This window comes from Streptococcus shenyangsis, from assembly GCF_006385785.1.
Classification (GTDB): Bacteria; Bacillota; Bacilli; order Lactobacillales; family Streptococcaceae; genus Streptococcus; species Streptococcus shenyangsis.
On record NZ_VFSH01000005.1, the window covers coordinates 1 to 21,610 of the forward strand.

Below are 21,610 nucleotides of genomic sequence, written 5' to 3' on the forward strand. Positions count from 1 at the left end.
ATTGTAGACTATATTGATTACTACAACAATAAACGAATTAAGGTAAAACTAAAAGGACTCAGTCCTGTGCAATACAGAACTAAATCCTTCGGATAAATTGATTGTCTAACTTTTTGGGGTCAGTACAAGTCAACACCGGATATTATGCGTTTTTGATTTTAAAGAGCCAAATTTCTTAACTTAATGACATTGCTTTTTGCCCAACCTCTTTTTATTTCAAAAAAGAACCTCGCAAAACAAGAGCCTGGTTTTATAGTTCATCGGCTAATTTATTTATCTTTCTGAGTCTATGATTGACACCACTTTTGGTCAGAGGGGTGCTGAGGCTATCTGCCAACTGCTGGATAGAGTAGTCTGGGTGCTGAATCCGCAACTGCGCTACTTCCTGCAAATCCACTGGCAGATTTTCTAAGCCTATAATATCTTTGATTTTGCTGATATTGTTGATAGTCTTCATGCTGGCAGAAACTGTCCGAGCGATATTAGCTGTCTCGGCATTATTGGCTCTATTGAGGTCGTTACGGGTTTCTCGCAAAATCTTAACTCGCTCAAAATCATCACGCGCCTGCATGGCTCCGATGACAATCAAGAAGTCCATAATATCTTCGGCACGCTGGAGATAGGTCACAGCCCCCTTTTTGCGCTCAAGCACCTTAGCATCCAGTAAAAATTGCTGGAGAAGAGAGGCAATCCCTTGCGCGTGGTCTAGATAAACAGAACTGATTTCCAACTGGTACTTACCTGATTCAGGGTCACGAATGCTCCCATTTGCTAAGAAAGCGCCACAGAGATAGGCACGACCTGCTTCCTCTTCTGATAAAATCGCCTCATCAATACCTGTTTCCAGGCCAAAGAAGGAGTCCGCCAAGTGCAAATCACTCAGCAAGTCCTGTACCTTTTCATCTGTAAAAACAGTATAGACCCGATTCTTGCGAAGATTACTTCTTTGGTGGTGGCGAATTTCTGATTTGATTTCATAGAAATGGAGAAAGGACTCATAGAGGTGACGAGCCAGCTTGGCATTTTCTGTCACAACTGACAAGGTCAAGCCCGAAGTTGAGAGACCGATACTACCAGACATCTTGATAATGGCAGATAATTCATGCCGGCTCAGATGGTGTTGACCTAGGATTTCTTCTTTTACTGCTACTGTGAAACTCATTTTCTCACCTGTATAATCCGCATCAACTCATCCACAATCAAATCCCCATCGTGGAAAGCACCTCCATTTTCCAGACGAAGGAAGTTGGATGAAATCACACGCGGAACTTGCTTACTAAGACCAGCAAAATCATGGTCCACCTGCACCAAGTATTCATCAAAACGGTTGGAATTCATATATTCCTGTGGCACTTTTTCGATATTCACCAAGACCGTATCAATAAAAGGTCGGCCAAGGTGACGATGCAAGACTTCCACGTGATCACTATCTGTAAAGTGTTCCGTCTCCCCACGTTGGGTCATGATATTGCAGACATAGGCTATTTCTGCCTTGGTTTCCAAAAGCGCTCGACCAATTTCCTTAATGACAATATTGGGCAAAATAGAGGTAAAGAGGGAACCTGGCCCTAGGACAATCATGTCACTTTCAAGAATGGTCTGCACAACTCGACGGCTAGCCAGAGGTGTATCATCATTGAGAGTATTGGTCACATAGACATGGTCAATCATGCCTGGATGGTCTGCAATATGGCTCTCTCCAGCCACCTCTGTCCCATCCTGAAAGACTGCGTGCAGGGTCAAAGGATGGTCACTGGAAGGATAAATCTTCCCTGTTGTATGGAAAAATTTGCTCAATAACTGCATGGCATTATAGGTCGAACCCTGCATTTCTGACAGACCAGCAATGATGAGATTACCCAATGGATGGCCAGCAAAGGCTCCCGCATTCTCAGAAAAACGATACTGAAATACCTTCTCATAAAACTTAGGCATATCCGACATGGCCACAAGGACATTACGAAGATCACCTGGCGGTGTCAATTGTTGCATATTTTTTCGGAGTTCACCTGATGAACCGCCATCATCTGCCACCGTTACAATAGCAGCGATTTCCACATCTTTTTCTCGCAGACTTTTTAGAATGACGGGGATTCCAGTCCCTCCACCAATCACCGTTATCTTTGGTTTTCTCATGAACGGTTTACCGTTTCCTTTCTTCGGTCTTTGTCGCGATGCCCTTCATTGACAGGCCAAGTCTTGGATAAGTCCTGCGCCAAGCGTTTAGCAAAGGCCACACTACGGTGTTGTCCTCCTGTACAGCCCATGGCAATGGTCAAAACAGACTTCCCTTCCTTTTGGTAACTTGGCAAAATCGGCTCAATCAAGGCCAATAAATGTTGATAAAAATCTTCTGACTCAGGATGGTTCATGACATAGTCGTACACTGGCTCATCCACACCAGTTTGGTTTCTCAGTTCTGGTAGGTAGTAGGGATTTGGCAAGAAACGGACATCAAAGACCAAGTCCGCATCAATTGGGATTCCGTATTTAAAGCCAAAAGACATGACTTCAATACGGAAAGACTGAGCTTTCTCTTGATCCGAAAACTGCTCTGCAATGGTTTTACGCAGCTCACGAGGAGTCAGTTCAGTCGTATCCACCACATTTTGGCTCATGTTTTTCAAAGGCGCCAAGAGCTCACGCTCCAGTTTTATTCCATCCAAAATCCGTCCATCTGCAGCTAGAGGGTGACTTCGTCTAGTTTCCTTGTAACGCGCGACCAATTCCTTATCAGCTGCATCCAAAAAGAGAATTTTAAAGTCCAGTTCTTCCTTGTTTTCCAACTCATCCAAAACAGTTTGAATCTCTGAAAAGAAAGAACGGCTACGCATATCCACCACCAAGGCCAACTTATGGTCGTCTTCCTTTGTTTCCACCAACTGCAAAAACTTAGGCAAGAGAGCTGGCGGCATATTATCAATAGTGAAATATCCCAAATCCTCGAAAGACTGAATGGCTACAGTTTTCCCTGCACCACTCATCCCTGTCACAATCACCAAGTGAAGTTGTTTCTTTGTCATCTTTTTCTCCTTATATCAAAAGAAGTTTGGCAACACCAAACTTCAACTAGCTTATCCAATCTCTGCGATGACTTCGATTTCGACTTTTACATCACGAGGAAGACGAGCTACCTCTACTGCTGAACGAGCTGGAAATTCCTCTTTAAAGGCCGTTTGGTAAACCTCATTAAAAGGAACAAAGTCGTTCATATCGCTCAAGAAGCAAGTAGTTTTGACAACATGGTCAAAGTCAGTTCCTGCTTCTGCCAAAATAGCACCGATGTTTTTCAAGACTTGTTCTGTCTGTTCTTGAATCGTTTCTCCAACGATTTCCCCAGTTTCAGGAGAGAGAGGAACTTGACCACTAGCAAACAAAAGGTTGCCAACGATTTTTCCTTGAACATAGGGTCCAATAGCTTTTGGAGCTTTGTCTGTATGAATTGTTTTTGCCATTTTCTTTTCCTCACAATTTTTCTAAGATTGCATCCCAAGCCTCATCCATCCCAGCCTTGCTGACAGATGAAAAGAGGATAAAGTCGTCACTTGGGTCAAAGTTTAATTTCTTTTTGATTGCTGATTCGTGCTTGTTCCATTTACCACGAGGAATCTTGTCCGCCTTGGTCGCCACAATGATGACTGGAATCTCATAATACTTGAGAAATTCGTACATCTGCACATCATCTGCTGACGGATCATGACGAAGGTCAACTAGACTGACCACTGCACGGAGATTTTCCCGAGTCGTTAGGTACTCCTCAATCATGCGCCCCCACTTTTCACGTTCCTTTTTGGAAACACGGGCATAACCATAACCAGGCACATCCACAAAGCGCATCTTGTCGTCAATGTTAAAGAAGTTGAGAAGCTGGGTTTTCCCAGGTTTCCCTGACGTACGAGCCAGATTCTTACGGTTCAGCATGGTATTGATAAAGCTGGATTTACCAACATTTGAACGCCCTGCAAGAGCGATCTCTGGCAGTTCATCCTGCGGATAGTGGGATTTATTAGCCGCACTGAGCAAGATTTCAGCATTATGTGTATTAAGTTCCATAGTCACCTCTAGGCTGTTTCTAGGATTGGTTTATCCGTTCCATCGACAGCTTCTTTTGTGATGCGGACCAATTTCACATTTTCCTGACTCGGTACTTCAAACATGACATCTAGCATGGTTTCCTCGATAATCGAGCGAAGACCACGCGCACCAGTTTTGCGTTCGATGGCCCTATTGGCAATTTCCTGAAGGGCTTCATCGTCAAATTCCAACTCGACATCATCATAAGAAAGCAAGGTTTGGTATTGTTTTACCAAGGCATTTCTTGGCTCCTTCAAGATACGAACCAGGTCATCAACCGTCAATTGTTCAAGAGCTGCAAAGACAGGCAAGCGTCCAATCAACTCAGGGATAATCCCGAATTTTTGAATATCTTCTGCGATGATTTCTTGCATGTAAGAGCTGTTTTCGTCAATCGCCTTGTTATTTTGACCAAAACCGATAACCTTTTCACCCAGACCTTGTTTGACGATTTCTTCAATACCATCAAAGGCACCACCCACGATGAAGAGGATATTTTTAGTATCCACTTGAATCATTTCTTGTTGCGGATGCTTGCGTCCACCTTGAGGCGGTACGCTGGCAACAGTTCCCTCTATAATCTTGAGAAGGGCTTGTTGCACCCCTTCACCAGAAACGTCACGTGTGATCGATACGTTCTCGCTCTTCTTGGCAATCTTGTCAATTTCATCCACATAGATAATGCCACGCTCTGCACGTTCAATGTTAAAGTCAGCAGCCTGCAAGAGTTTGAGGAGGATATTTTCTACGTCCTCACCCACATAACCAGCCTCAGTAAGAGCAGTCGCATCTGCAATAGCAAAAGGCACATTCAAGCTCTTAGCCAAGGTCTGAGCAAGGAATGTTTTCCCTGAACCAGTTGGGCCAATCATCAAGATGTTTGACTTCTGCAAATCCACATCTTCTGACTCTTCGCGTGTATCGTGAAAATTAATACGTTTGTAGTGGTTATAAACTGCAACTGCCAAGGCACGCTTGGCACGATCTTGACCGATTACATAGTGGTTCAAGATATGGAGAAGTTCGATTGGTTTTGGAACTTCTGACAAGTCTGCCAAGACTTCCTCAGCCAACTCCTCACGGATGATTTCCTGGGCCAACTCCACACATTCATTACAGATAAAGGCGTTGTTGCCTGCGATTATTTTTTGTACTTCTTCTTGGCTTTTGCCACAAAATGAGCAATAAACCATCATATCATTATTCCTAGTTGTAGGCATGATTTCCTTCCGTTCTATTCTATACTATCATTCTATCTAAAATAAGGTCATGTAAAAGGCATGAACACTATTGACCAAATTGGTAAAGGCATTTAACCAGAGCAGGACAGAAAGTCCATAACGCTTTTTACGAAAAGCCTGTGCTCCTGCAAGCAAGCAGACCAAACACAGCATGGCTGTGAAAAAACCAAATATACTACGTTCCATTAGACTTCCTTTCTCTTGCGGTATTGGATGGTAAAATCATAAGGATTTTTCTCATCTTTGGCATAGGATTTGCTTGAAACTGTCTCAAAAAGAGACAAGTTAAACTCTTCAGGGAAATAGGTATCTCCCTCCACCCGAGCATGAATTTGAGTCACAATTACTTCGTCCAAATAGGGTTCAAAAGCCTGAAAAATCTGCTTTCCACCAATAATATAGAGATTCTTTTCTTGAGCCTGATACCAGTCCAAGACAGACTGGACATCATGAAAAGTAGCAACTCCATCTATCTTTTCTTCCGGGTTACGTGTCAAAATCAAGATTTCACGTTTTGGAAGCAAGCGGCGTTCCATCCCATCAAAGGTCACACGCCCCATCAAGATAGCATGATTCAGAGTTGTTTCTTTAAAGTGTTGCAATTCTGCTGGCAAATACCAGGGCAGACGATTGTCCTTACCAATCACACCCTCTTCATCCTGGGCCCAAATAGCTACGATTTTTTTAGTCATGCTTCCATCCTTTTCACTGATAGTACTATTTTATCAAAAAACTCAAAAAAAGACTGGTTTGGAATAGCTTACAGAATAGAAAAAATCTGTAAGAAATTTCCTACAGATTTATATATTTTCTATTGTTTCTTACAAACCAGGTGCTTGTCCTAATTCTGCCGCAAGCATCCAGACTGTTTTTTCAAGGTCAGCCTTAGCTCCAACAAAGATATCATTGGTTACATCATCGCCTTCTTTATCTGTCACATCCAAAGCTTCTTGGAAAAGCGTGATGAGGTAACGATAAATTTCAAGGACACGTTCCAAACTTTCTTCTACATTGCGGAACTCTCCAACTTCTTCTTCGATTTCACTGTTTTGAAGGAACTCTGTCAATGTAGAGAATGGGCTACCTCCGAGTGTAATCAATCGTTCGCTGATTTCATCTAAATGACCATCAAGAGCATCCATGTACTCATCCATTTTTGGATGCCATACAAGAAATCCACGACCACGCATGTACCAGTGTACTTGGTGCAAAGCCACGTGGGCCACGTATAAATCAGCAACAGCTTGGTTCAATACTTCCTTTGTTTTTGCCAATGCTACTGGCGCTGTTTTTGTTAATGATGCTACATCTTTTACTGCTTCTTTTTTCAATTCTACCATTTTCTTTACCTCGTTCATTATTTTTTGCAACCACTTCTTAATGATTACTATCTTAGTATACCACTAAGAAAAACCAATAGCAAGTCAAATGACCCACATGAGAAAAGTTGCAATAGACTGATAATTTAAGAATTTTTTAGAGAATATTAGAGTCAATTTCATGTCTATTTTTTAATAAAGAAAAGAAAAAGAATATACAAACTTCTAGCAAACTGAATAAGAACTATTAAATTGTACAGTGTATTATTGAACTACGATATTTCTTAAATAGACTGTCAACAAAAAATCTATTTTTATTTTATAGAAACTTAAAAGTAGGGGAAGTGTCTTCAACTACGACATTATCATCTTGATCAGCATCTTATACTCAATGAAAATCAAAGAGTAAACTAGGAAACTAGCCGAAGGCTGCTCAAAGTACATCTTTGAGGTTGCAGATAAAACTGACGAAGTCAGCTCAAAACACTGTTTTGAGGTTGTGGATAGAACTGACGAAGTCAGTAACCATACGCACGGCAAGACTACGTTGACGTGGTTTGAAGAGATTTTTGGAGAGTATTGGCTCAGGAAACGAATACTAACAAAGTGTTAAACAGCACAAGAACGACCTTACCCCTCTTAAAATGAGGAACAAGGCCGTTGCTTAATTTCTTATTATTTCATCATTCGCTTTATAGAAAACTGTTTTCTTCTAGAGATTTCATTTTTAAGAAACTGTCTAGCTAATACTTTTTCTCATTAGTCATTCCATGATGATCTTATCAAGTATTTTCGCGATAGATATCAGATACTCATCACTTAAAAACTGAGAAAACTACCATAAAATTTAATTGAAGAAATATAAAATTCCTTATTTCTTAAATATAGACTGTCTGAAATCATCTGTCTCACGAAGATAAGCGTTGTAAATCTTTTTCTTGAGCAAGTTGACCCAACTAGCTTCGACACGGCTAGTCGCATTAGTAATGTTACCTACATCCTCTGCTACTGCTTCATCCATCAGTTTCTGCATCTGTGCGTAAGAACGAATAGTTACTTTCTTAGTACTATTTGGATTTCTAAGTTCGTACTCAATAGTGATCGGCTTAAGCTTTGTCAGCTGATCAATTCGTTCCTTATACATGGCCTTCTTGAAAGCTACCCAAGAGTCATATTCGCCCTTAAATACATTTTCCAAAACTTTTTGGTCTGTCACTAGACCTACATCCCTTCCAGACCATCCGTCCCACGTTTTCTTACCTTCATCAAAGGCTTCCTTAGAGTACTTACCAGAAACATAAGGAACAAATCCTTCATGATATCCCTTGGCTGCCAGTAACTCATAAGCCGTACGTCGGAACATAACATCCCCTGGAGCTCCTTTAGGATTGCTCAATGCTGAGTAGATTGGTGAGAAGAGACTAAGACTGAGGTAGCCATTCCGTCTATATTTACCACTATCCCTGTTCTCTCGACGCGTAATCACATCATTCTCAATCAAAGAGTAGAAACTAGTTAGCTGCTTAATTTCCTCTGCAGTGAAGGTTCGTGTCTGGTTACCAGCATGGGTTTCCTTACCATACTTATCTGTAATGTAGTAATTTTCCATCTTTCTGAACCACTGAAGCTTAGCATCATCACTCTGCTTAAGCATAGAAGTACCTTCTAAGTAATCGAGTGTATAGATCATATCAAACATACCATGAACATAGTGTTGCAAGTCTGCTGCATTTTGAACACGCTCTTTGAAATTATAGGTATGCATACGTGTCTTAGAATCTTTATCCACCTTGAAGAGGGTATTAAGAGTAATAGTTGGTTCGTCAGGGGTTGGAGTAGATTGCAAGAGCCCTCGAGCATAGAGTTCAGCTCCCAGACCTTCACGACGACCATTGCCCTCAAAGTAGATGCCGCCGTCAGAGTTATGAGTCATTTCATGCGTATAAACAGAGTTACCATAGTCTTCCAATAAACGAGCAGCGTCAAAGTGGGTTACACTTCCTGTAGCATAGGCATTGTAGCCCTTACTTGGATACCACTTGCCTGCTGGTCCAAAGAACTCCTGCATAGCTAACGATTTCTTATCATTAGCTGGAGCCCAATATCTTTGACCAGTACTATCTTTCATTAGGAATCCATCGTAAACTAGTACGGAACGGAAAAGCTTGTCCCTGCTTTCTGGACTTAGAATCTTGTACCAGAAATCATAATGATCGCGCTGATATTCAGCTGATTTTCTAACTCTATCTTCGACATATTCTACCAACTCTGCATCTGTCCTTACCTTACCATCGACAACATCTCGGTAACGATCATAAGCACCCATGGAGATAGTGGACATATTGGAGATGACATAGACACCTTTCTCACTCATAGTCAAGAGCGGTAGAAGCATGCCCTTATATTCCCAATTATCAGCAGTAATCTTATCATAAACGCCGACAGAATACTTGCTCTTGCCCTCAGCTGTATCCTGAATCTTTCTAGCCTCTGCTATATCTGACTTAGACTCTACGATATAAGCTTTTGTATTGGTCTTGAGCCATTCATTATTAGTCTTGTATGGTAAGAAGAGCTGACGGTAATTTTCCAAATAATTGAAAAGTCCACGCTTACCAGTCGCTTCAGAGAGAGAACTATCATAAGCTAAATGATTGTTCTTTGCTTTAAGATTATTCATTCCTGACTGGCCTAATGAAATAATGGTGTCTATCGTTGAAGCACTATGGTTGCCAAAGAAATCAAACTTATAAGCAGATAAATCTTTGACATTAATATTATCATAATTAATATTATACCAACGGTTAAGATAGGTAAGCCCAAGCAAGAAGGCTTCCTTATTGGCTGTAATCTTGTGAGCTACATAGTCGGCCACAACATTGCCTTCAGTATTGATTGACTTATCCATAGCCAGAACTTTGCGTAACTCTTCTGAGAGCTTGGTCTTGACTTGTTCAAAAGCCCCATCAAGATAAAGATCATCCAAGGAAGTGTCAGCATTTACACCTAAAACAGTTCGCATGGCTGGTGAGTCAAGAACTACCTTATTCAACTCTGGCAGTACTTGATTCAGAACTCTGCTATAGTCTGATAAGAAAGCTTCAGGTGTATAAAGGAGATCTAAGCTGTTTACACTGTATTCTGCAATTGCTTGATTCTTAAACTCTCCCTTATAAGTCAAATTCAGGTAATCAACCGTATTATCCTCGAAGTGTAACATCAAACGGTCAATAGATGCCTTATTACTATTAATATCAGTGATAATCTGGTCACCTTTCATTGGAACAACATCCAACAAATATTCTGTATTGAGCTTATGATGATCTGGGAGTTTATTTCCATAGCTAATGATTGTCTCCTTGTTATAGAACGGAAGGAGTTTTTCCATATTGGAATAAGCTATCAAACGATTTTCTCGAGCATTCTTCTCTTGAGCATAGTTAACAGAATAAAGGTTAAGATTCGTGTCCTCTAGATTTGTCGTAATATCTAAACTAGCTAGCTTCTCTTCTGCCTCGTTCAGAGTCAGTGTTGAAGTGACAAACTTGTCATTTTCCAGCGTTTGATTTCCTTCAACAGCATAAGCTTCTGTAATACGATCATTATTGTAGGCTTGATCTCCAGAAATACTATAAACATTCGTACCACTAATATTACTGATAACATTGTCAACCAAGCCATTGAAGTAATTGGATCCTACGATACCGCCAATCTGACCATTCTTAGTAGTATTTTGAATCTTTCCAGTTGCATAAGAACGGCTAATACGGGCATTGTTCTCCAAACGACCAACCAAACCGCCGAATCGTTGGTTGTTGGCTCTAGCACCTGCTAGGATGGTCACATCTGCTCTGCTTTGACTGAGCAAGGAATCTCCTCCCTTAAGATTAGCAACCAAACCACCAACATTATATTCTTTGCCCTGTTTCTCGTTTGCCTGGATGACACCAGTGAAGGAACTGTTGGAAATTTGTGTGTGTGTTGCACTAACAACCAGCCCCGCCACATTAGAAGCATTGCCTATCACCGATACTTTACCTTGGACAGAAACGTCTGTAATTCGAGCATTTTCTGCACTCCGAGCTAAGGCAGCAGAGTCATAGCTACCCACAATATTGACATCCTTCAAATCCATACCAGAAACAGAAGAACCACTCTTGAGGTTTTCGAACAAAGGCTTAGCTAGATTATAGATAGCATACTGCTTACCATTATGATTGCCAGTCAGACTGCCTGTGAAGTTCCCTCTAAGATAGACATAATCCGCAGGTGCCAGACTAACCTCACTAGCATCCAAATCAGCTCCCAAAACATAATTACTAGCCATATTTTTCTTCATAGCATCTATCAATCCAGCAAAGCTAGTGTAAACATTTTGCTGACTAGGAACTGTCTTACTGATATAGAAGTCGTAGCCAGACTTGTAGCCTGTCTCACCTTCTTGAACAAGCTCAGGCAACGAGACTGTTACCCTATAAACATCTTTTCCGTCTTTTTGGATTTCAGAAATACTGTGAACTGGGAGAAGCATTTCCTTAGCTTCACTTGATTTGACTTTTACAAAGTAGTTTGACAGATCTTTAGGCATGGAACTCATTGATACCAGTCGCTTGTATTGGTCATTATCTTTACTGTAAAACTCAACTGAATCAACATCTCGGAAGGAGATCTTCTTATATTCGAGTTCAAATTCACGACTGTCTGTTTCAAATTCAGTGACACTACCATTGTCCAGCTCATATGTCAGCTTGGTTTTCAAAGTATAAGCTGTGTAGTAATCCAACTCTCCAATCTTTAGACTATCATCGAAATTAGTGATTGGAAGAGTACGAACAAGCTTATCCCCCTGATATAATTCTGCAGTAGCTGAACGTAAGGATTTTGTTTGGTCTTCCAAGCTATATTGGATCGCAACAGACTTATCATCTGCATTTTCAGTCAGGCTTAGAATCGAAACTATTGGCTTGACTTTTGACACTCCATTGAGTGCTTCTTTGGCAGCTTGCAGACTAGCAAGAGCTTGATTGACTTGTACTTGTGTAGCCGTTTGACTATTCAGAACTATTTCTGACTTGGCCAATTGGTCTGTATAAACTGTCTTCTTATCCGAATCAGCATTCTTATATTTAGCAGAAGTTTTAACAGTGACATTTAAATCGTACTCAGTCTGAAGAGCCGTTTTGACAACCTCAAGACCACTTAATTGCGCCTTAGCCTGTTTGATTTGTTCCACCAGTTGATTGATTTCTGCTTGACTAGCTTGAGATTGAGTAAGAATCGCCTGAGCTGCCATCAATGCAGAATCATAGTTAGATTGATGACTTTGATCATCATTGAAATAACGTGCCTCTGCTTTAATCTGAGTTGCTTCTGTCAATAAATTATGCAGTGTAATTAAGTCGAACTCTTCTAAAGATTCTGCTTTCGGTGCATCATTCGGAACCATGGTCGGCTTAGCTGTACCAACTTTAACAACCTGGGTAACTGGGGATAGGGTCTCCTCATTTGACAACTCTTGACGGTCAATTTCCTGACCATTAGAGCTGTAAATACGTGTCTTAATCGTACGTTCACCTTGAACTCCCGGTGTTACAATGTTACGACTGCCTTGAACAAGTTCGTCCGTTTCTTCTTCACGAACTGCGAAGTTGATTTTATCTACTCGAATTTCGTCAGTGAAGGTTAACGGGTACTCTGGAAGAGATTCTGCTTTCGGTGCATCATTCGGAACCATCGTCGGCTTAGCTGTTCCAACTTTAACAACCTGGGTAATTGGGGATAAGGTCTCCTCATTTGACAACTCTTGACGGTCAATTTCCTGACCATTAGAGCTGTAGATACGTGTCTTAATCGTACGTTCACCTTGAACTCCCGGGGTTACAATGTTACGACTGCCTTGAACAAGTTCGTCCGTTTCTTCTTCACGAACTGCGAAGTTGATTTTATCTACTCGAATTTCGTCAGTGAAGGTTAACGGGTACTCTGGAAGAGATTCTGCTGTCGGTGATTCATTCGGAACCATCGTCGGCTTAGCTGTACCAACTTTAACAAACTGGGTAACTGGAGATAAGGTCTCCTCATTTGACAACTCTTGACGGTCAATTTCCTGACCATTAGAGCTGTAGATACGTGTCTTAATCGTACGTTCACCTTGAACTCCCGGGGTTACAATGTTACGACTGCCTTGGACAAGTTCGTCCGTTTCTTCTTCACGAACTGCGAAGTTGATTTTATCTACTCGAATTTCGTCGGTGAAGGTTAACGGGTACTCTGGAAGAGATTCTGCTGTCGGTGATTCATTCGGAACCATCGTCGGCTTAGCTGTACCAACTTTAACAACCTGGGTAACTGGAGATAAGGTCTCCTCATTTGACAACTCTTGACGGTCAATTTCCTGACCATTAGAGCTGTAGATACGTGTCTTAATCGTACGTTCACCTTGAACTCCCGGTATTACAATGTTACGACTGCCTTGGACAAGTTCGTCCGTTTCTTCTTCACGAACTGCGAAGTTGATTTTTTCTACTCGAATTTCGTCAGTGAAGGTCAACGGGTACTCTGGAAGAGATTCTACTTTCGGTGCATCATTCGGAACCATCGTCGGCTTAGCTGTACCAACTTTAACAACCTGGGTAACTGGGGATAAGGTCTCCTCATTTGACAACTCTTGTCGGTCAATCTCCTGACCATTAGAGCTGTAGATACGAGTCTTAATCGTACGTTCACCTTGAACTCCCGGGGTTACAATATTACGACTACCTTGAACAAATTCGTCCGTTTCTTCTTCACGAACTGCGAAGTTGATTGTATCTACTCGAATTTCGTCGGTGAAGGTCAACGGGTACTCTGGAAGAGATTCTGCTGTCGGTGATTCTTTCGGAACCATAGTCGGCTTAGCTGTACCAACTTTAACAACCTGGGTAACTGGGGATAAGGTCTCCTCATTTGACAATTCTTGTCGGTCAATCTCCTGACCATTAGAGCTGTAGATACGAGTCTTAATCGTACGTTCACCTTGAACTCCCGGGGTTACAATGTTACGACTGCCTTGGACAAGTTCGTCCGTTTCTTCTTCACGAACTGCGAAGTTGATTGTATCTACTCGAATTTCGTCGGTGAAGGTCAACGGGTACTCTGGAAGAGATTCTGCTGTCGGTGATTCTTTCGGAACCATAGTCGGCTTAGCTGTACCAACTTTAACAACCTGGGTAATTGGTGATAAGGTCTCCTCATTTGACAACTCCTGACGGTCAATTTCCTGGCCATTGGAGCTGTAGATACGAGTCTTAATCGTACGCTCTCCTTGAACTCCCGGGGTTACAATGTTACGACTGCCTTCTGTAATCTCATCTGTATATAGCTCGACGATAGAAAAATCTATCTTTTCTATTTTTATAATGTCATTTATACTAAACTTCAACTCAGGAATTTCATGAACTGGAGCTATATCTGGACTTGTGCCATACTCAGCTAACTCTGGAATTTCGTGAACTGGAGCTGTATCTGGACTTGTGCCATACTCTACTAACTCTGGAATTTCATGAACTGGAGCTGTATCTGGACTTGTGCCATACCCAGCTAACTCTGGAGCCTCGTGAACTGGAGCTGTATCTGGACTTGTGCCATACCCAGCTAACTCTGGAGCCTCGTGAACTGGAGCTGTATCTGGACTTGTGCCATACTCAGCTAACTCTGGAACTTCGTGAACTGGAGCTGTATCTGGACTTGTGCCATACTCAGCTAACTCTGGAATTTCATGAACTGGAGCTGTGTCTGAACTTGTGCCATACTCAGCTAACTCTGGAACTTCGTGAACTGGAGCTGTATCTGGACTTGTGCCATACCCAGCTAACTCTGGAATTTCGTGAACTGGAGCTGTATCTGGACTTGTGCCATACTCTACTAACTCTGGAACTTCGTGAACTGGAGCTGTATCTGGATTGGTGCCATACTCAGCTAACTCTGGAATTTCGTGAACTGGAGCTACGTCCGGACTTGTGCCATACTCAGCTAACTCTGGAATTTCGTGAACTGGAGCTGTATCTGGACTTGTGCCATACTCTACTAACTCTGGAATTTCGTGAACTGGAGCTGTATCTGGACTTGTGCCATACCCAGCTAACTCTGGAGCCTCGTGAACTGGAGCTGTATCTGGACTTGTGCCATACTCAGCTAACTCTGGAACTTCGTGAACTGGAGCTGTATCTGGACTTGTGCCATACTCAGCTAACTCTGGAATTTCATGAACTGGAGCTGTGTCTGAACTTGTGCCATACTCAGCTAACTCTGGAACTTCGTGAACTGGAGCTGTATCTGGACTTGTGCCATACTCGGCTAACTCTGGAATTTCGTGAACTGGAGCTGTATCTGGACTTGTGCCATACTCTACTAACTCTGGAACTTCGTGAACTGGAGCTGTATCTGGACTTGTGCCATACTCAGCTAACTCTGGAATTTCGTGAACTGGAGCTACGTCCGGACTTGTGCCATACTCAGCTAACTCTGGAACTTCGTGAACTGGAGTTGTAGCCGAACTTGTGCCATACTCAGCTAACTCTGGAATTTCGTGAACTGGAGCTGCGTCCGGACTTGTGCCATACTCAGCTAACTCTGGAATTTCGTGAACTGGAGCTGCGTCCGGACTTGTGCCATACTCAGCTAACTCTGGAATTTCGTGAACTGGAGCTGTATCTGGACTTGTGCCATACTCAGCTAACTCTGGAGCCTCGTGAACTGGAGCTGTATCTGGACTTGTGCCATACTCAGCTAACTCTGGAATTTCGTGAACTGGAGCTGTATCTGGACTTGTGCCATACTCTACTAACTCTGGAACTTCGTGAACTGGAGCTGTATCTGGATTGGTGCCATAGTCTACTAATGATTTATTCTTATGAGAAGAAGAAAGGCTATTTCCCCTTTTATCCTCATTCTTTAGATAACCAATATATTCAAAGCCAGCAATATGCAAAGGTTTTGGCAGAGATTCTCCAACACCTAAATTTATACTTTGATTATAAGCAGCAAGCTCAATGTTGGTCACAGCTAAGGCAGTTGGAGATAATAACACAGACCCCATTCCTGTCACCAATAAGATAGACGATAAATGTCTCTTGCCATTCTTAGCCCGAGCAAATATTAACACCAAGAATGTAAAACCCGCAACTGCAAAAATTGACTCCCAGACCCCAGAGTAGCCGGTCTGAGGTAATGCTCCATATCCTAATTTTTGGTCTTTGGGACGATAAACTAAGTAATAGCTTTCTGATATTTCTTCAACATGCTTTGGAATATCTCTGATCAAGATAGACTTCTCTGCTTCAGTTAATTCAGATTCCATTACATAATAGTAGCTCACTTGAGCTGACTGTCCATGTGAAATCTCTGTAGCTTTAACAGGGGATAAATCTCCAGCTATTAGACTGCTAAAAAAGAAGCTTCCAATAGTAGCCGAGACTAATCCAACTGACAATTTTCTAAAAGAAAAACGCTGACGTTTTTCTCCATAAAACCATTGTTTCATTTTAATTTTTTCCTCTTAAATATAATATGCCATACTATCTATTTTACCCAATTATAGTTAATTATTCAAATTTTTGGTCAATTTTTTCAGTTTGAAAATACTTTTAAACAACATAATAGCAAGTTAAAAGCTTTTAAAATTTTCTTAATATAATTGTGAAAATATACAAAATAATGAACTTCTCCACATTGTACAATTTACACTGAATAAACAGAAAAATCAAAGTATATTATATTAAAAAAGTGTTAGAGATTCTTCTTTTTGAAACAAGAGCCAGTATAAATCATGCTTATGTAAGCTTTGAAGACGATTAAGAATTGTTATACTCAATTGTTTTCAACAACCTATCGAAATCGACACAAAAAGTTTGGATTACGAATGAATTTGATTGCTGGCATTATCAACGATGAACTAGGACTTTAGTTTCGCAGAAAGTCTATTAGAAAACGAGCATCTCCAAATGTGGAAATACTCGCTTGCTTTATGTTTAGAGGCCAGTTTTTCCCAGCTTCCAATACTTTTACAGTTGACAAAGATCTCTATATCGAAATCTCCATCATAAAAAATTGTATCAATAGGTAGCATAAAATACTTTGACTACAAATAGGTGGTAAAATTTCTTTTAGCTAGTTAACTTGAAACCTAGCTTTCTTAAATCTACATCTTAATACCAAACACTGACGTCGACACGACCACGGATTCCTTTTAAATATTCAGATGAAGTATATTGCCAACCTTTTGAACCTGAATAATGAGGATTATTCCAATCAAGCGCATCCGTATAGGCTGCAACCCAGTTGACATGTTGTAAAATATCTGGATGATTCAAACGAGTTTGTAAGAGTTGACGATAGCTATAAACTTTCACATTTTGATAACCAGCCTGCTTCATTGTTGCCATATACTTATTGATAATCTTGACCCAAGTTCCAGTCTCACTTGGAGCTCTTTTACTTTTATTGACATACTCCCAGTTCTCAACATCATAGTAGATAGGATAAGACAGGTTCATCTTGTATTTCTTCAAGAGCTCCACAGTCTGCTTGGCATCATTCTCAGCATCGGTCTCATTTTCAGCATAGGTGTAAAGATAGACACCATAAGGAATACCCAAACGATTAAGTTCTTGAATATTATAAGCCAATTCCTTATCTTCTACACCGCTATAACCCAAACGAACAATAACACCATCAACCCCGTTTTCCTGGATAACCTTTTGCCAGTCAGTAATACGGCCATTGTGCTCACTGACATCGATGACCTTTTTAACTTGATCAGTCCCAACTTGTTCTTCACGATGGTTAAAGAAGTAACGGTGGCCATTTCGGTGAACCCAGCCAACATTCAAGTCTTTCTTTTCTTTTAACTCACCTGAGTCAGAAAAAATATAGCGAGTATCATCCATGATTAATTCACCAGTCGCCATAGCACCACTTTCTGTCAAATAGTAGTTACCCTGCCACTCATCTTTAGCCATGTAACCCCACTTCTTGAAATAATACCACTTTCCGTCTACCTTTTGCCACTCTTGATTTGCATAAGAACCATCAGACTTGAGATAGAAGTAAGACGAATAGGCTGGATCATAAAGCCATTCATTTTGCATCATGGCACCTTGACCATTCAAGAAATAATTTCCCTGCCATTGGCTTTTAGCTAAATAGCCCCATTTCTTAAAATAGTGCCATTTACCTCCAACAGCGTGCCATTCCTGGTTAGCATAAGAACCATCGGACTTCAAATAAAACCAATTCTTATAGGCGTCATCATAAACCCATTCATTTTTGGCCATATAACCGCCTGATTTCAAGTAGTAATTACCCTGCCACTCATTTTGAGCATAACGACCGTCTGACTTAATATAAAACCAAGCCTTATAGTAGTTATCAAAAATCCACTCACTCTTGGCTTTAGAACCATCAGCCTTTACATAATAATCCCCATCCCAGTGGGCAGACGAATTGGTTTTTACTCCTTCGCTCGTTTGAGTTTTATTAGAAGACTGATGTTGCTCTGAACTACTTGAAACTGTCGTTGTATCCTGCGAAGTTTTTGAAACTTCGGTTTCATTCGCAACGACATGGTTAGTTGCCAACCCGAGTAAACAGAGACTTGCTAATCCAATTTTTCCAATCTTTGTTTTCAATCTTTTCTCTCCTATAAAAAATGGAACAGACATCTGAATGCTGTTCCACCTAGCTTTTGCTACTGATTATTTTACAAAGTCAAGCAAAGCCAAGAAGCTTTCTGCTTCAAGTGACGCACCACCTACAAGGGCACCGTCAACGTCTGGGCAAGCCATGTATGAAGCAACGTTTTCAGGTTTAACAGAACCACCGTATTGAACACGAACCTTGTCTGCAACTTCTTGACCGAAGTCAGCAGCTACAACGTCACGAACAACTTTACACATTTTTTGTGCGTCGTCTTGTGAAGCTGATTTACCAGTACCGATAGCCCAAATTGGCTCGTAAGCGATAACTGATGCCGCAACTTGTTCAGCAGTCAATCCAGCCAATGCAGCAGATACTTGAGCACCTACAAATTCAGCAGCTTTACCAGCTTCGTAAGTTTCAAGTGACTCACCACAACAGATGATTGGAAGCATACCGTTTGCAAAGATTGCTTTTGCTTTTTTGTTGATATCTTCGTCAGTTTCATGGAAGTAGTCACGGCGTTCTGAGTGACCGATAACAACGTAGTCAGTACCGATTTCTTTCAAAACTTGTGGGCTTGTTTCACCAGTGAAAGCACCTGCATTTTCAAAGTAGCAGTTTTGAGCAGCAACTTTAAGGTTTGAACCTTTAGCAGCAGCAAGAACAGTTATCAAATCAAGAGCTGGAGCTGCGATACCTGCTTCAACAAGATCTGATGAAGGAAGTTTTGATGCAACTGCTTCAACGAATGCTTTAGCTTCTTCTGGATTTTTGTTCATTTTCCAGTTACCAGCGATAAATGGTTTACGTGACATTTCACATACCTCTTTTTTCAATTTATTTTCTATTTATTTTATCACAATTAGACACAGCTTGCAAATCTTACTCAAATTTCAAGCCTGCTGACATGGATTAATCCTTCCAGAGATCCATAGCATTTCTGAAATCTGCAGATACCTGTGTCAACTGAGGATTGCTTGCTTCTCTCTCTGCCCGCTTAGCCTCAATTTGAGCCACACTTTTGATACCTTCATGGCGCCAGTTTCTCAAAATAGCCTGAATGTACTTCCAGTTTGGTTTCCCATTCAAAACAGCTTCACGAAGAGCTTCCTTAATCAAGTCAGCACTGGTTCCATCTTCCTTTAGTGTCTTAGTCAAATCCTCAATCTCAAAAGGTGTCAACAAGCGTCCCAACTCCTGCTGGAAGGTTTCTACCAAATCCTTGAGCTGATTTTGAGGTGTCAACTTGTCTGAACTTGAATGAGCAACTCCAAGCAAGTCATCCAAACGTTCCAAAGCCAAGCTAGCATCAAAAAGCAATTCGATTTCACCATTCAATTCGATGGTTCGATACTGAAGCAGTCCCCTCTCTGTCAGATTGGAAATAGCCTGATTGACATCCGAAATTTCCTTGCCAATCCTGTCAGCAATCTGGCTTGGCGACATTTCTTCCAAACCTGTCGTATTTTGCAAATAGAAAAATTGCCAGACCAGAAAATCGTCGCTAGAAGGAAAGAGTTCCTTAAAATACAAGAGCAGGGCACTCGGTAAAACCAAGTTCCCTGATTTAAAAGCGTCTAAATATGTCATAAATCCTCTTATAAATATCCAAATGCGGATGCATCATCTTGAATTTTTCTCCAGTCAAAAGGCGTTTCCTGATAGACCGCATAGTTTACCCAGTTACTGAAAAAGAGGGCTGCTGACGAAGACCAACAAAGACAAGGTGTCTGATTAACATCATCATCCTTAAAGTAATTTTCTGGAATATGTGGGTCGAAACCTGCATCACAATCCCTAAAATACTCTTTTGCCAGGGTATCACGGTCATATTCCAAATGCCCAAAACTATAAATTTCTCGTAAATCACGACTTGCCAAAATCGAAACACCAACCTGAGGGCCCTCTGATAAAATCTCGAGATTTGTCTTATTTAAGACCTCTTCCTTAGAAATCTCCGTGTGTCGAGAATGAGGGGATACATAGCTATCATCAAAGCCTCTAAAGAGAAGGTGCCCTTCCTTTAAAGTGTCCTGAGGATAGATACCCGATAACTTACTGTCCATCTGGTGTTTTTCCACTCCATAGCGTAGATAAAGACCAGCCTGAGCCCCCCAACAGATATGAAGGGTCGAATAAACATGGGTCTTGGACCACTCAAGCACCCGACTAAATTCCTCCCAATAGTCCACTTCCTCAAATGGTAAATGCTCAACTGGGGCCCCAGTAATAATCATCCCATCAAAATACTCATCCTTGACTTCAGGAAAAGTTTTATAAAAGGTCTCCATGTGCTCTGAACGAGTCGTTTTAGAACGATGGCTCTCCATATAGAGAAAATCAATATCCAGTTGCAGGGGCGTATTAGCCAAATGGCGCAACAACTGGGTTTCTGTGACCATTTTCTGTGGCATGAGATTTAAAATTAAAATCTTCAAGGGACGGATATCTTGGTGGGCCGCACGTTGATCATCCATGACAAAGATATTCTCTGTCCGTAAAATCTCAACAGCTGGCAATTTTTTATCAATTCGAATCGGCATAACCTTCTCCTAACTGTATTCTTTCAGGAATAATTGCATATGTTTGAAGCCAAATCTCAAACACCTAGTCCTTTTATTATACTGCAAGAAGATATAGTTTTCAATTATAGTTTTTCTCTAACTAGCTATAGTCTATTTTTATATCCTAATGTAGAGAAAACAGCCCTAGGGACTGTTTTTCATTAATAATGCATAAGAACTTTGTAATCGTAGTCACCGATTTTTTCACGGCCGTTCAATTCATCCAATTCAACAAGGAAGGCACAACCTGCCACAACACCGCCAAGTTTTTCAATCATCTCGATGGTTGCCTTAACAGTTCCACCTGTTGCTAAGAGGTCATCTACGATAAGAACACGTTGACCTGGCTTGATGGCATCCGCGTGCATAGTCAAGGTATCAACACCGTACTCTTTTTCATAGTCAGCAGAAATAACTTCGCGTGGCAATTTTCCTGGCTTACGAACAGGCGCAAAACCAATTCCCAACTCAAAGGCAACTGGACAACCCACGATAAATCCACGAGCCTCAGGCCCTACGATCATATCAATTTTCTTGTCAGTAGCATATTGAACGATTTCACGAACAGCATAGCTATAAGCATTCCCATCAGCCATCAAAGGACTGATATCACGGAAGGTAATCCCTTCCTTTGGATAATTTTCAATTGTTGCAATGTAATCTTTTAAATTCATCTTTTTCTTTCTTTCAAAGTTTTCTACTCCCTATTATACCATATTTTCTAGTAAAGAAGGAA

Annotated in this window: 16 protein-coding genes and 1 pseudogene; 2 read left to right on the plus strand and 15 right to left on the minus strand. The window is 41.1% G+C overall.

Annotation, left to right across the window (positions count from 1 at the left end; all coding sequences use genetic code 11):
* Window positions 1-96: IS3 family transposase (locus tag FJR77_RS04800; RefSeq protein WP_133162783.1), on the plus strand; the 96-nt coding region annotated here is incomplete at its 5' end.
* 154 nt (window positions 97-250) lie between these two features.
* Here FJR77_RS04800 and whiA read toward each other — a convergent pair.
* From whiA to FJR77_RS04855, 10 genes are all read right to left on the minus strand, one after another.
* Entirely contained in the window at window positions 251-1,162 is a 912-nt protein-coding gene (gene whiA / locus FJR77_RS04805) for a DNA-binding protein WhiA (protein ID WP_140833459.1), read from the minus strand.
* Window positions 1,159-2,136, minus strand: a complete 978-nt coding sequence (locus FJR77_RS04810; RefSeq protein ID WP_140833461.1) for a YvcK family protein — start codon at window positions 2,134-2,136, stop codon at window positions 1,159-1,161. The genes whiA and FJR77_RS04810 overlap by 4 nt, the downstream gene beginning before the upstream one ends.
* A complete protein-coding gene (rapZ, locus tag FJR77_RS04815) occupies window positions 2,133-3,023 on the minus strand; it encodes an RNase adapter RapZ (protein WP_140833463.1) in 891 nt (296 codons plus the stop codon). The genes FJR77_RS04810 and rapZ overlap by 4 nt, the downstream gene beginning before the upstream one ends.
* 51 nt (window positions 3,024-3,074) lie before the next feature.
* Complete coding sequence (locus FJR77_RS04820; RefSeq protein WP_001140420.1) at window positions 3,075-3,455, minus strand: RidA family protein; 381 nt, start codon at window positions 3,453-3,455, stop codon at window positions 3,075-3,077.
* Between the two features lie 10 nt (window positions 3,456-3,465).
* Entirely contained in the window at window positions 3,466-4,053 is a 588-nt protein-coding gene (gene yihA, locus FJR77_RS04825) for a ribosome biogenesis GTP-binding protein YihA/YsxC (RefSeq protein WP_000422605.1), read from the minus strand.
* An 8-nt stretch (window positions 4,054-4,061) separates the two neighbouring features.
* On the minus strand, window positions 4,062-5,294 hold the full coding sequence (clpX, locus tag FJR77_RS04830) for an ATP-dependent Clp protease ATP-binding subunit ClpX (RefSeq protein WP_140860060.1): 1,233 nt from the start codon (window positions 5,292-5,294) through the stop codon (window positions 4,062-4,064).
* A 36-nt stretch (window positions 5,295-5,330) separates the two neighbouring features.
* Window positions 5,331-5,501, minus strand: coding sequence for a hypothetical protein (locus FJR77_RS04835; RefSeq protein WP_000442261.1), 171 nt, complete (start codon window positions 5,499-5,501; stop codon window positions 5,331-5,333).
* Entirely contained in the window at window positions 5,501-6,007 is a 507-nt protein-coding gene (locus FJR77_RS04840; protein ID WP_140833466.1) for a dihydrofolate reductase, read from the minus strand. Before FJR77_RS04840 ends, FJR77_RS04835 begins: the two co-directional genes overlap by 1 nt.
* 129 nt (window positions 6,008-6,136) lie before the next feature.
* Complete coding sequence (locus FJR77_RS04845; RefSeq protein WP_004248156.1) at window positions 6,137-6,655, minus strand: Dps family protein; 519 nt, start codon at window positions 6,653-6,655, stop codon at window positions 6,137-6,139.
* An 850-nt stretch (window positions 6,656-7,505) separates the two neighbouring features.
* A complete protein-coding gene (locus FJR77_RS04855) occupies window positions 7,506-16,154 on the minus strand; it encodes an SIALI-17 repeat-containing surface protein (RefSeq protein WP_140833468.1) in 8,649 nt (2,882 codons plus the stop codon).
* A gap of 327 nt (window positions 16,155-16,481) precedes the next feature.
* Between FJR77_RS04855 and FJR77_RS04860 the strand changes: the two are divergent.
* Window positions 16,482-16,577: pseudogene (locus FJR77_RS04860) on the plus strand (IS5/IS1182 family transposase); the annotation flags it as partial.
* 241 nt (window positions 16,578-16,818) lie between these two features.
* Here the strand turns inward: FJR77_RS04860 and lytC are convergent.
* The 5 genes from lytC to FJR77_RS04885 all read right to left on the minus strand — a co-directional run bounded on the left by lytC (window position 16,819) and on the right by FJR77_RS04885 (window position 21,548).
* Entirely contained in the window at window positions 16,819-18,333 is a 1,515-nt protein-coding gene (gene lytC / locus FJR77_RS04865; protein ID WP_140833470.1) for a choline binding-anchored murein hydrolase LytC, read from the minus strand.
* Window positions 18,334-18,366: 33 nt separating this feature from the next.
* Window positions 18,367-19,125 (minus strand): triose-phosphate isomerase, encoded by a 759-nt coding sequence (gene tpiA, locus FJR77_RS04870; protein WP_140833472.1) that lies wholly within the window; start codon window positions 19,123-19,125, stop codon window positions 18,367-18,369.
* A gap of 97 nt (window positions 19,126-19,222) precedes the next feature.
* A complete protein-coding gene (locus FJR77_RS04875; protein ID WP_140833474.1) occupies window positions 19,223-19,900 on the minus strand; it encodes a DnaD domain-containing protein in 678 nt (225 codons plus the stop codon).
* A gap of 8 nt (window positions 19,901-19,908) precedes the next feature.
* Window positions 19,909-20,853 (minus strand): homoserine O-acetyltransferase MetA, encoded by a 945-nt coding sequence (gene metA / locus FJR77_RS04880; protein WP_140833475.1) that lies wholly within the window; start codon window positions 20,851-20,853, stop codon window positions 19,909-19,911.
* A gap of 182 nt (window positions 20,854-21,035) precedes the next feature.
* Entirely contained in the window at window positions 21,036-21,548 is a 513-nt protein-coding gene (locus tag FJR77_RS04885; protein ID WP_001049318.1) for an adenine phosphoribosyltransferase, read from the minus strand.
* Window positions 21,549-21,610 lie beyond the last annotated feature (62 nt).

Excerpts from the sequence above, each read along its gene's own strand:
- FJR77_RS04820 (WP_001140420.1), bottom strand. The coding sequence starts at position 3,455 with ATGGCAAAAACAATTCATACAGACAAAGCTCCAAAAGCTATTGGACCC.
- metA (WP_140833475.1), bottom strand. The coding sequence starts at position 20,853 with ATGCCGATTCGAATTGATAAAAAATTGCCAGCTGTTGAGATTTTACGG.
- FJR77_RS04840 (WP_140833466.1), bottom strand. The coding sequence starts at position 6,007 with ATGACTAAAAAAATCGTAGCTATTTGGGCCCAGGATGAAGAGGGTGTG.
- whiA (WP_140833459.1), bottom strand. The coding sequence starts at position 1,162 with ATGAGTTTCACAGTAGCAGTAAAAGAAGAAATCCTAGGTCAACACCAT.
- yihA (WP_000422605.1), bottom strand. The coding sequence starts at position 4,053 with ATGGAACTTAATACACATAATGCTGAAATCTTGCTCAGTGCGGCTAAT.
- lytC (WP_140833470.1), bottom strand. The coding sequence starts at position 18,333 with ATGTCTGTTCCATTTTTTATAGGAGAGAAAAGATTGAAAACAAAGATT.
- tpiA (WP_140833472.1), bottom strand. The coding sequence starts at position 19,125 with ATGTCACGTAAACCATTTATCGCTGGTAACTGGAAAATGAACAAAAAT.
- FJR77_RS04885 (WP_001049318.1), bottom strand. The coding sequence starts at position 21,548 with ATGAATTTAAAAGATTACATTGCAACAATTGAAAATTATCCAAAGGAA.
- clpX (WP_140860060.1), bottom strand. The coding sequence starts at position 5,294 with ATGCCTACAACTAGGAATAATGATATGATGGTTTATTGCTCATTTTGT.
- FJR77_RS04810 (WP_140833461.1), bottom strand. The coding sequence starts at position 2,136 with ATGAGAAAACCAAAGATAACGGTGATTGGTGGAGGGACTGGAATCCCC.
- FJR77_RS04845 (WP_004248156.1), bottom strand. The coding sequence starts at position 6,655 with ATGGTAGAATTGAAAAAAGAAGCAGTAAAAGATGTAGCATCATTAACA.
- rapZ (WP_140833463.1), bottom strand. The coding sequence starts at position 3,023 with ATGACAAAGAAACAACTTCACTTGGTGATTGTGACAGGGATGAGTGGT.
- FJR77_RS04875 (WP_140833474.1), bottom strand. The coding sequence starts at position 19,900 with ATGACATATTTAGACGCTTTTAAATCAGGGAACTTGGTTTTACCGAGT.
- FJR77_RS04835 (WP_000442261.1), bottom strand. The coding sequence starts at position 5,501 with ATGGAACGTAGTATATTTGGTTTTTTCACAGCCATGCTGTGTTTGGTC.
- FJR77_RS04855 (WP_140833468.1), bottom strand. The coding sequence starts at position 16,154 with ATGAAACAATGGTTTTATGGAGAAAAACGTCAGCGTTTTTCTTTTAGA.